Source organism: Phenylobacterium sp., from assembly GCF_004299445.1.
Taxonomy (GTDB): Bacteria; Pseudomonadota; Alphaproteobacteria; order Caulobacterales; family Caulobacteraceae; genus Phenylobacterium.
Genome location: NZ_SCTC01000078.1, coordinates 79,255 through 88,618 on the forward strand (window position 1 = coordinate 79,255; position 9,364 = coordinate 88,618).

At 64.4% G+C, this 9,364-nt stretch carries 13 protein-coding genes and 1 tRNA gene; all 14 read left to right on the forward strand.

All coding sequences use genetic code 11. The annotated features are described in order from the left end of the window. The first annotated feature begins 253 nt into the window (after positions 1-253). Positions 254-1,216, forward strand: coding sequence for a hypothetical protein (locus EPN98_RS21925; RefSeq protein ID WP_293365073.1), 963 nt, complete (start codon positions 254-256; stop codon positions 1,214-1,216). Between the two features lie 292 nt (positions 1,217-1,508). Then, positions 1,509-1,582, forward strand: a tRNA-Arg gene (locus EPN98_RS21930). A 159-nt stretch (positions 1,583-1,741) separates the two neighbouring features. Further along, positions 1,742-2,131, forward strand: coding sequence for a hypothetical protein (locus EPN98_RS21935; protein WP_293365074.1), 390 nt, complete (start codon positions 1,742-1,744; stop codon positions 2,129-2,131). After that, positions 2,128-2,304: a hypothetical protein gene (locus tag EPN98_RS21940; protein ID WP_293365075.1), complete on the forward strand. Its 177-nt coding sequence runs from the start codon at positions 2,128-2,130 to the stop codon at positions 2,302-2,304. The genes EPN98_RS21935 and EPN98_RS21940 overlap by 4 nt, the downstream gene beginning before the upstream one ends. A gap of 56 nt (positions 2,305-2,360) precedes the next feature. Next, a complete protein-coding gene (locus EPN98_RS21945) occupies positions 2,361-2,981 on the forward strand; it encodes a hypothetical protein (protein WP_293365076.1) in 621 nt (206 codons plus the stop codon). Positions 2,982-3,274: 293 nt separating this feature from the next. Further along, positions 3,275-3,412, forward strand: a complete 138-nt coding sequence (locus EPN98_RS21950; protein WP_293365077.1) for a hypothetical protein — start codon at positions 3,275-3,277, stop codon at positions 3,410-3,412. 1,032 nt (positions 3,413-4,444) lie between these two features. Next, positions 4,445-4,693 (forward strand): hypothetical protein, encoded by a 249-nt coding sequence (locus tag EPN98_RS21955; protein ID WP_293365078.1) that lies wholly within the window; start codon positions 4,445-4,447, stop codon positions 4,691-4,693. Between the two features lie 163 nt (positions 4,694-4,856). Beyond that, positions 4,857-5,378, forward strand: a complete 522-nt coding sequence (locus tag EPN98_RS21960) for an XF1762 family protein (protein ID WP_293365079.1) — start codon at positions 4,857-4,859, stop codon at positions 5,376-5,378. After that, complete coding sequence (locus EPN98_RS21965) at positions 5,375-5,770, forward strand: hypothetical protein (protein WP_293365080.1); 396 nt, start codon at positions 5,375-5,377, stop codon at positions 5,768-5,770. Before EPN98_RS21960 ends, EPN98_RS21965 begins: the two co-directional genes overlap by 4 nt. Continuing rightward, positions 5,763-6,149: a hypothetical protein gene (locus EPN98_RS21970; protein ID WP_293365081.1), complete on the forward strand. Its 387-nt coding sequence runs from the start codon at positions 5,763-5,765 to the stop codon at positions 6,147-6,149. Before EPN98_RS21965 ends, EPN98_RS21970 begins: the two co-directional genes overlap by 8 nt. A gap of 104 nt (positions 6,150-6,253) precedes the next feature. Then, a complete protein-coding gene (locus EPN98_RS21975) occupies positions 6,254-6,604 on the forward strand; it encodes a hypothetical protein (RefSeq protein WP_293365082.1) in 351 nt (116 codons plus the stop codon). 260 nt (positions 6,605-6,864) lie between these two features. Next, a complete protein-coding gene (locus EPN98_RS24585) occupies positions 6,865-7,290 on the forward strand; it encodes an HNH endonuclease (RefSeq protein ID WP_366558514.1) in 426 nt (141 codons plus the stop codon). Further along, a complete protein-coding gene (locus EPN98_RS21980; protein WP_293365083.1) occupies positions 7,287-7,511 on the forward strand; it encodes a hypothetical protein in 225 nt (74 codons plus the stop codon). The genes EPN98_RS24585 and EPN98_RS21980 overlap by 4 nt, the downstream gene beginning before the upstream one ends. Continuing rightward, the gene (locus EPN98_RS21985; protein WP_293365084.1) at positions 7,508-9,313 is read left to right on the forward strand and encodes a hypothetical protein; all 1,806 of its coding nucleotides are present in this window, start codon (positions 7,508-7,510) and stop codon (positions 9,311-9,313) included. The genes EPN98_RS21980 and EPN98_RS21985 overlap by 4 nt, the downstream gene beginning before the upstream one ends. The last annotated feature ends 51 nt before the right edge of the window (positions 9,314-9,364 follow it).

A 9,364-nucleotide genomic window follows, 5' to 3' on the forward strand; every position in this document is an offset into this window, starting at 1 on the left:
GTAAATACCGTTACGTCTGTTCAGTCTCGTCTCTCCGGTTGCGAGGCGCACAGGCACATATACATACACTGACCTAGAGGATTAGTTACGCCAACTTCGGGGTTTGTTTCCCCCGGTTGGACTGGATGAGTTCTGTCCGCGCCGTGACGCCGTCTGTCAGCGCCGAGCCTTGCTTACTGAACAACGCATTCGCATTCTCGCTCCGCGCAATTCGTCGCAAAGACGTTGCACGGGGTAACGGGGGGAGAAAAACATGCAGCTTGAACTGCCGAAGGTCGGCGAAGGCCGGCTCAGGGAATCGATCCGTTGGCTGCTCCAATACGAGTGTGACGGCGTGCGCGGCGTGACCATGGAGAAGGACTACGAGGTGCGCGCCGACTGGTGCCTCAGGACCTTCGGCGATTGCCGCCTCGACGAGCTGTGCGGACGCATTGGCTACGAGAAAATGCGGACCGTCATGAAGCGCGAGGTGGAGTCCGAGAACGGGATGAAGCGCGTCTCACTCAAGAAGCGCTTTCAGTTCTTGATCCGCGTACTCAAGATCGCCGCCAACCGAGAACTGGTCGACCGGGCTCGCATTCCCGAGATGCCGCATATGGAGAACGACGGCGTGAGCAAGGATGCGCATCACACCTACGCTCAATACCTCGCTTTCCGTTCCGTCCTGCCGTCGGTGCGCCATCGCGGCTACTACGACCTGGGATGGTGGTCAGGCATGCGGCGCGAAGACCTAGAGCATGTCACGAAGGAGCAGGTCAATCCCTGGCGCCCGTTCACCGACGAGAAGGGACGCACGATCTCAATGGGCTCTCGCCTCGTCCTGAACCACAAGCGCAGCCAGAGAAAGTTCCAGCCCTACTGGATGCCAATGGAGCCGGAGTTCAGGAAGTGCATGGTCGAATATTACGACCAGACGCCGATGGGCGTCGAGGATCTCGTGGTCGGCAAGTTCTCCAAGCCGAATCGCTGGATGGACGCCGCTGCCGTCCGATCGGGCACGCCGCGCATCAGTCCTCATGCCTTCCGCCACAGCCGCCTGACCTACCTGGAATCGATCGGCGTCCACCCAGAGGACGCGCGCTATGCGGTCGGCGCATCTAGCGTGAAAGTGCTACGCGATCATTATTTCCATCCGAGCCCGGAGACCCTGCGTCGACTAGTGCCTCAGCGACGGGAAGACGACGATGAAATTCCGCCGCCCGTGGCCACGACATAGGGAAAAGCAAGCCCCGTTTCACTTTCGATCTTGACATCCGAGGTGCGTTCGCGGATTTTGATTGTGCGACCACCATGAATCGTTCGTCGGCAATCTCGGCCTTCTCCCTGCGGTGCCCGCAACGGTGGTCGCTCTCCGCGTGCTGCGCTCGGGGGGTGGGGGCCAAGGTTTCCGACGGACATTCCCGCGTCGCCGTCGTTTCTTTTTGACGGCAAGGAGAACTTGCATGGACCTCGGCCTTCTAAGCCGTCACGCTCAAGCTTTTCCCGTTTTCGATCCCGCTGAGCAACAGGCCCTCGTAGCTCAACTGGATAGAGCTGGCGGTTTCTACCCGTCAGGTTGTCGGTTCGACTCCGGCCGGGGGCGCGAAGCCGAGGCGGTGCGGTTCCACTGGCGCGGCACCGGGCACCCGATGCGCGACGCGACCGGGCCGTTCATCGGGACCGCTCTCGTCTTCCGTCTGTTCGACGGTGGCGAGCGTGAGCTGGAGGAGGCGGCTGACGTGCCGAAGAGGAAGGCGCAGCCATGACCGACCGCACGTCCGCCATCAAGGCCCGGGACCTGGAGAAGAAGATCCGAGAGGGGATCGCGCGCTTCGGTCTGACGTTGGCGCCGGGGGCGTATTTCAAGGGACTGAGCGGCAAGTCGCCTCGGTGTTGCGCCGTCGGAGGCGCCCTGGCGTTCTCGGTCAATACCAAGGCCGCCCTCATGTCCATTAATCGATCCGGTGTTGACACATATTCTGCGCCGGCCGCCATTGGCAATGGCCTGACGATGGCACAGGCCCGTGGCTTGGAAGTGGGATTCGAAAAATGGGTTCCAGAGCACTGGGCGCCCTTTGATTGGTCGTTCTACCGCCTCGGCCGAAAGCTCCGTCGAGAAGCCGACGCCAAGGCCAAGGAGGGGCGCAAATGACCCGCCTCGACTCCCTCATCGCGGATGCGATCTGCCTCTCTGCTGTTCCTGTGGTTGCTGCGTGGGCGGTGGGGACGGTGGTTATGTCGGTGGTCCCGGTTGTCGCGGGGGTGGCGGCGGTAGTGGCCCTGGATGCCGCGGTGGCGGCGCATGACGGGACGGTGTCGCGGTGAGTTCCTCGGTCAATCCGGCATTCGCGCTTCCCGGCCGCGCTCCTGATGGCGAGTCGATGGCGAAGATTCGTGATCGGTTCTGTGCGTGGGTCTATGGCCCGACGGGTCCCGGTCCGCAGGACATTCCGTCCGTCACCGCGATCGGGGCGCTGTTCGGTCGCCGCGTCGGAGGCGATGACCCTACCGCCGACGAATGGGATCGGGCCGCCTGGGCCGCCAGGGCCGCCAGGGCCGCCAGGGCCGCCTGGGCCGCCGCCGACTGGGCCGCCTGGGCCGCCTGGGCCGACTGGGCCGCCTGGGCCGCCGCCGCCAGGGCCGCCTGGGCCGCCGCCGACTGGGCCGCCGCCGGACTCGCTGCTCTCCTTGGCGATCGAATCGCTATCGCCAAGCTCGACACAAAGCTCGCGCGGCGACTAACGGCCAAATGCCCGAAGTTTCGCCTGGCGATGGACGCGTGGCACTCGTGCAAGACGACCCACTGTCGCGCCGGTTGGTACATCACATACGGCGGGAAGCTTGGCGCGGAACTGGAGGAGCACTTCGGCGCGTGGCTCGCGGGGGCGTCGATCTGGCTGGCTTCGCATCCGGGAGAAACGTCGGTCCCGAACTTCTTCGCGAGCAATGAAGACGCGCTGGCTTCGATCTGCGAATCGGCGAAACGTGAGGTGTCGCCGTGAACGCGCCCGCGGTTGTCCCGGTTGTGTCGAGCCGAGCCGACGCCCTGGTTGCGGCAGTTCGGGCCAAGGGCAGAGATGCCCGCGACCCGAGAGACGCCGCGCACGAGGCTTGCCATGCGCTCAAGTGGGGCGTCAGCAAGAGGTGGACGCGCGACAACATCCACGCGAAGAAGCCGCGTGTTCGGTCCGTGGGTGTGTCAGATGAGATCCTGGCTCGCGCGGTTGAGCAGCTCGTTAGTGCTGACGTCGGGTACGACTGCGGGGGCGTGTCGGCCTGGGCTCAGACGTGCTGGATGGAGATGCTCAAGAACGAGGGCATCTCGTTGCCAGCAGGCGACTGGCTGGAGAAGGCAATTCGCAAGCGGATGGAGTCGCCTGCTGCGCGCGAGTGGGCCGATCGAGTCCTGGAGCTCGCGGAGGTGTCGCGGTGAGCGGGGCGGTGGATCGGCCTGGGTGTCTCTGGTTCTGCGGCATCGGCCGTCTCGTCCTAGAGGCAGACTCGGAGCGGAAGAGTACGATCAGGTCGTGGTTCCCGCGCAGCCTCGGAGACGACGGTCCGAGGTGGTGCTCGGCCAAATGCCGCGACCTCGCGCTGCCGCCAATCAATTCGAGTCTCCCGTGGGATGCGTCCGTTGATGCGCGGCCTTCAGCCACCGCTTCCGACAGCCATGCCCGTGTTTACTCCGCGCCGGCCGGAGGGGAGGAGCCGGCACTATCCGCCCCCGTTGCGGGCTCGGCCTCCCCGGTGAATGTTCCGCTGGAGCCGGCGGTGGGGCAGCGGTGGCGAGGGTCGATTAATGGCACGCGCCTAATTGGTGTTGAGTTCGACATCGTTGAGCCCGACGGCGTCGACCGGTTCCGGATCCGCGTGCCTTCCCGTCCCGCGTATTTAGATCAGCTAGTTGTTCGCATCGATTGGTTCAACAACCGCGGCTACGTCTACCTCGGTCCCACCCCCACCCCACCCGCCACCAACCCCCCGCCCCCGGCTGCCTCCCCGTCAGCCCTACCCTCCAGGCAGCTTGCGGGGGCGGGGGTGCGGGAACTCGTTATTGCCGAGCCGTATAGGCCATGGAAGCCACGGCACCCGGTTGGTATCAAGTGCCCCCGTTGCTTGGTGACCAGCGAGGCAGGTGACCAGCACCTGGACACGTGCGTCGTCATGCGGGAGCGGGGGCCGAGCGCGAGCGCGGCGGCGCCCGAGGCCCAACGCGACACGTTCGCTGACCTCGTCGACGAGTTCGACCTACTTCCAGAGGCCGGGCGATGAGCGGCGTGTCCGACTTTCAGTGTACGGCGAAGGACTGCGAAAACCGCAGCCCGCCGGATCTCCCGGAGCGCATTTACGAACGTGCTGTCCGAGCAGGATGGCGCATCTGGGGGAAGAACGAGCCGACACTTCGCAGCGGAGAGGTGCGTTGTCCAGAGCATTTCGATGTCCCCGGGCAAAAGGCTGCGCGGTGATGGCGCGGCTCACCGACGAGGAGCTTTCGCGGGTGCTGACGGCGCACGAGATGGGAGGCTTGGTTCGCAAAGGAGACACGAGGGCCAAGGCGTACCCGGCGTGCCTTGTTCAGGTTGCCAAGGAATCATGGACTGGATTCGGATTCGGTCATCACATCGGCGATGTGTACTGGTTTGACTGGTCCTACCGGCCGGACTGGACCGTCGATGAGTTCATGGCCCAGCTCGTGGCCCGAGGTCTCGCGTGACCACCCACGAATACACTGCCATCTCGGCGAGAGAGGCATGGTTGGGGATTGTTGCGGGGCTGGTTCTAGCGGCAGTGCTGGGGCTCTTCCAGTGGGTACAGGCGGACGAGCAAGGACCGCCGTTCTCGTGGGATGACGAGGCGGTTCGGACTGGGGACGGGCCGTGAGTCTCGTTCTGCGTCCGTGGACGCTCAAGCAGGCGTTGCCGTTCAACTTCGACACGCATCGTCGCCTGCGGGCCATTCAGGGTGCTCTGTGGTCGGTGCGCGTGGACAAGGACGGCGTTCCGGTCGGCGTCGCCATCGTCGCGAACCCGGCGCGCGTCTGGCAATCGCTCGTCCTGGTAGTTGCTCGGTGCGCGGTCAAAGAAGGCGTCCCCAACGCCTGCTCGATGCTCTATGGCTCGTGTGCGCGAGCTGGGCAGGCCATGGGCGCCGAAGACGTCGTCACGTACACGCATGGCGACGAGCACGGGGCGTCGCTGATCGCGGCGGGATACGTGTATGCCGGGCTGACCGACGGCGGCGAATGGGACCGTGCCGACCGCCCGCGCCAGGCCGCCATCGACCCCGAGAAGAAGCATCGGTGGTTCGCGCCCTTCGGCAAGCGCGCTGCTGAGGCAAGAGCGCTTCAACGCGCCGGGAAGCTGGCGACGAGACCGCCGACGTATCGGAGGGTCGCATGAAGCGCGACCTCCCCGCCCTGGCCCGCGTCTTCATCGACCACGTTCGCACGCCGGGCCTCACCACCGAAGACGTGATTCGCGCCCTGGCCGCCGTCTTCGCCGCAGACCGCGACCGGGTCGCCCTCGACCTACGCACCCGTCGCATCGAGAACATCGCCGGCCCCGCATTCGCTCGTGCTGAACGTGAGCTCGGGCTCTCGCGTGAGGAGATCACGTCGCCCCGGTACCTCGTTCCAGGCGGAGGCCTCGTCATGGCGTGGCTCCTAGACGCCGGCCTGTCGGTCACGGCGGTGGCTGAATTGACCGGGAGGGCGAGGGGGCACGTGCGGTCGGCGGCAGCGAACGCGCGGAGGAAGGTCATCGCAGAGACGCGGAGGGCGGCCCATGGGTGAGAAGTTGATCAGGGTCGAGAGGTTTGAGGATTTGAAGACGGGGATGCGTGTGGTTGTGCGGCCTTGTCAATGGCAAGGCCGCGGATGCGGTGGCGTTCATTGCGGAATATTGGGTACGCGCGCAGTTCGCAGGGCTACCGGGAACCTGGGATCGATATTCGATGTTGACTCGTTCACGGTCATGGGAGAGGGACATGGCCCGGTCCCGCTTGGTATTTATGCCGCGAATGTCGTTTCCGGGCGCGTCTTCCGTTTCGCCGCTGACATCGACGTCGACGCCCAACTCGCCGCCGAGCCGAACCCCTATCTATCCCGCGAAGTCCTCGGCACCAACGGTCGTGATGAGGTTGTCATTGCGGCGAAAGAGAGGGCGCGGTGAGCCTCCGGAGGCGCGAAGCCTGGCCGAATCCGACGGAAGGGTTTCGGTTCGCTAAGCCCACTAGACCCTCGAAAGAGAAGTACCGAGGCCTCCGCCGTTCCTCGATGAAGCGCCGCCCCGCCCGTCGCATCGGGCGAGAGACAGAGGCCGAGAAGGTTCACAAGATGCTCGTGCGCGAGATGCGAGTGTGCGCGGTGGCGAAGTACGCGTTCGCTGGCCGTTGCCGGGGAGGCTTCGACGTCGCTCACCTTGGGCCGAGCGGTGGCACGGGCCGGCAGCATGGCGACTGGACGATGTCGACATTGATGTGCCACTCGCACCATATGCAAATGGACGGGCACGAGCGTCCGTCGGTGTTCGACGGCATGAGCGCCGACGACTTGCGCGCGTTCAAGGAGTTCGAGATTCATCTGGCGCGTGAGTTTGTCGCCGGGAGGCGGGTGAGTTCGCTATGAGGCGACCATCTGAGCGGGTAACGCTGGTCTGCGACGGATGCTCGTCGCCATTTGTTAGGCTGCTAAGCGAGCACATCTACAGGATCTCGCGAGGGATCGAAAGAACCTTTTGTTCTCGGAAATGCAGTGGCTCTTGCCAGTATCCGAAGCGAGATCCAATTATGGACGGCGTTACTGCAAGGATTCCTATTGGCAACGGAATGTTCGCAACGATTGACACAATCGACATTTCGATCGCAGAGGGATTTAGCTGGTCGGCTATGGAGTCAGGCAGTACGTGGTATGCGTATCGTCGGTCATGGCCAGACAATAAAAAGATCTACCTTCATCGATCCGTGGCAGCCGCGTCAGGACTGGTCATAGACGGACTTTTCGTCGACCACCGCGATCATGATGGCCTAAACTGCCGGCGATCTAACCTCAGGATCGCGACTCGTTCTCAGAACGGGATGAATCGTCGCAATCCAGCAAGTGGAGTGCGACGAAAGAGTCGCGGTTCTTGGAGCGCATCGATACAGGCGGGCGGCAAGCGCTACTACCTCGGCAGTTATCCCTCTGCGGATGAGGCTGAGATGGCGCGCAGGAAGGCTTCCTATGAACTACATAGAGACTTCGCTAGCGTTCCGCTCATCGCCTGTGACGCCGCCATTGCGGAGCGCATGAAGCGGATCGGAGAGACGACATGAACTGGGCGGAAGACAAGGCGCGGGAAGTGATGGGCAATGAAAGACCGGAGATCGGATCGGTTCTTGGCCGGACCAAAATTGCCAAGCTTATTGAGCGCGCCATTCGAGAGACGATCGGATCGTGCGCTGCAACAGTCGAGACAGAGGACGCCGGGTGCGATGGAGAGAACTTTCAGCGCGCCGCGGCCGCCGCTATCAGGAAGCTCGGAGAGACGACATGAGCAGCGACGAGACGCGCGACTGGCGCACTGAGTTACAGGCCCACGACGGCGACGACTATGCGGCAGCTTTCGTTCGCCACATCTTCAGCCAGCGAAGCACGCTCAGCCTGCTCGCGACGACGGTCGGCCTGGAGGAAGCCTTGCGGCTAGCGGCAATCTGCGTTCGCGAGGCCAGTGCCCCCTCCCCCGGAGGGATGGGACGGGAGGGGCTGCTGCGAGAATTGGCGGCGACCATCAATCGGAACTCCGCCGAAAACGGTAGCAACACGCCTGACTTCATCCTGGCGACATTCTTGTCCGACTGTCTCGCGGCGTTCGACAAGGCATCATCGGCTCGCGAACGGTGGTACGGTCGCGCGGATCGACCGGGGACCGGTGTTGACCCAGTCGCCCCCCAGCAGCCCCCGCCCGTGGTGGCGCCGGCGTGCGACCACGACCTGGCAACGATTCAGTGCGACGCTCACGGCGCAGGCCAGGAGAATGCCATCAAGCGCGTGCTCGAAGTCCTGCGCGGGACGGGCGAAGACACCGCGGCCGACATCGTTGCAGCCGAGTTCGCTGGTGTCCTCGGTCCAGCCCCCGCTATGTTGTCCCCGGCGACTGGCCCGGTGTGCAATCAATGTGGACACCGAGAGCACGAGGACCTGTGCCGGTCATGGATCATTGGGCGCGGGCACTGCCCCTGTGAGTACATCGTCATCCGGCCCGGGTCAGCCCCGTCCCCCGCCCCCGCCCCCGCCCCAGCCGTGCTGCCGGTGGAGACGCCGCCGCGCAACGAGGTGTCTACGCTCCGGGATGAGGTGACGAGACTCAAGTCGTTAATCGATAGAGACCGGACCGGGCTCGCGTTCGGGCTCGACAAAGCCAGGAAGACGGCGCGCGGATATCGATGGATTTGCGAGGGACGCGGGCCCTACGCCTACGACGATGACCGATACCGCGAGGAAACGGGACGCCTGGTCGACGCCATCGTTGCCATCGCCGACGAGCACCTTCGCGCGAGCGGAGAACTGGCCAACGAGGCGTTTCACCCGCCAGCCACCCCGCCCCCGGTCCAGCCCGACGCGCCGACCGAGACGCCGTGCCCGGATTGCGAGCTGGGGACCAACTGCGTTTCTCATCGCAAGGACTTGGTACAGCCGCCGCCAAATGAAGCCGTGGACTGGCTTGTCTGTGGTCTGGCGAAACGACACGACGAAGAAGCGAAGTCGTGGGCAGCCGTCCCTGCTGGAGCGATGCCAGAGGACGCAAGGCAAGCAATCATCCAGGCGCACAACATCGCCGCCCGCGCGATAAAGCAATCTGTCCCGCCAGCCCCCGCGGCGGTCCAGTCCACCATGGGGGAGCGGGCGGTGAAGACCTGGACGAACCATGCGCTGGACTGGATCGAGGAGAAGGCGCCTCACGGTCGCTACTTGGTCGCCGAGGCACTGGCGGCGACCAAGGACATGCCGTCTGTGGTCATCCCGGGCGCCGCCGGCCCTCGGGAGGCGTGCAAGTGCGGCGACGGAACAGAGGCGAGTCGCAGGGGTTACGATGCTGCCAAGGTCTCACTGGGTCCGTGTTGGGACTGTAACGGCACCGGGAAACAGGAGGTTCCGCCTGCCGCCCTGCCTCCACGGAAGTCGCCCGATGAACTGGTCCGAGAAGTGACGTTCCAGGTCCGACTGTGGGACGCCATCAGCGAGTACGCCGCATCGGGGTCCGCGGTTTACGGCAACGTCCGCAGGCAGAAGGCGGTCACTGTCGTCAACGAAGTCATTTCCGCCCTCATCACCGCCGACCGTCGAGGTGACCGATGAGTCGCAAGCGAAAGAGCGTCGGCGAATTCAAGGTGACGCCCGCGATGCTGC

Bases quoted from the DNA above. Each gene is read 5' to 3' on its own strand.
- EPN98_RS21965 (WP_293365080.1), top strand. From the start codon at position 5,375: ATGAAGCGCGACCTCCCCGCCCTGGCCCGCGTCTTCATCGACCACGTT.
- EPN98_RS21970 (WP_293365081.1), top strand. From the start codon at position 5,763: ATGGGTGAGAAGTTGATCAGGGTCGAGAGGTTTGAGGATTTGAAGACG.
- EPN98_RS21985 (WP_293365084.1), top strand. From the start codon at position 7,508: ATGAGCAGCGACGAGACGCGCGACTGGCGCACTGAGTTACAGGCCCAC.
- EPN98_RS21935 (WP_293365074.1), top strand. From the start codon at position 1,742: ATGACCGACCGCACGTCCGCCATCAAGGCCCGGGACCTGGAGAAGAAG.
- EPN98_RS21955 (WP_293365078.1), top strand. From the start codon at position 4,445: ATGGCGCGGCTCACCGACGAGGAGCTTTCGCGGGTGCTGACGGCGCAC.
- EPN98_RS24585 (WP_366558514.1), top strand. From the start codon at position 6,865: ATGGAGTCAGGCAGTACGTGGTATGCGTATCGTCGGTCATGGCCAGAC.
- EPN98_RS21975 (WP_293365082.1), top strand. From the start codon at position 6,254: ATGAAGCGCCGCCCCGCCCGTCGCATCGGGCGAGAGACAGAGGCCGAG.
- EPN98_RS21925 (WP_293365073.1), top strand. From the start codon at position 254: ATGCAGCTTGAACTGCCGAAGGTCGGCGAAGGCCGGCTCAGGGAATCG.
- EPN98_RS21940 (WP_293365075.1), top strand. From the start codon at position 2,128: ATGACCCGCCTCGACTCCCTCATCGCGGATGCGATCTGCCTCTCTGCT.
- EPN98_RS21980 (WP_293365083.1), top strand. From the start codon at position 7,287: ATGAACTGGGCGGAAGACAAGGCGCGGGAAGTGATGGGCAATGAAAGA.
- EPN98_RS21945 (WP_293365076.1), top strand. From the start codon at position 2,361: ATGGCGAAGATTCGTGATCGGTTCTGTGCGTGGGTCTATGGCCCGACG.
- EPN98_RS21950 (WP_293365077.1), top strand. From the start codon at position 3,275: ATGGAGATGCTCAAGAACGAGGGCATCTCGTTGCCAGCAGGCGACTGG.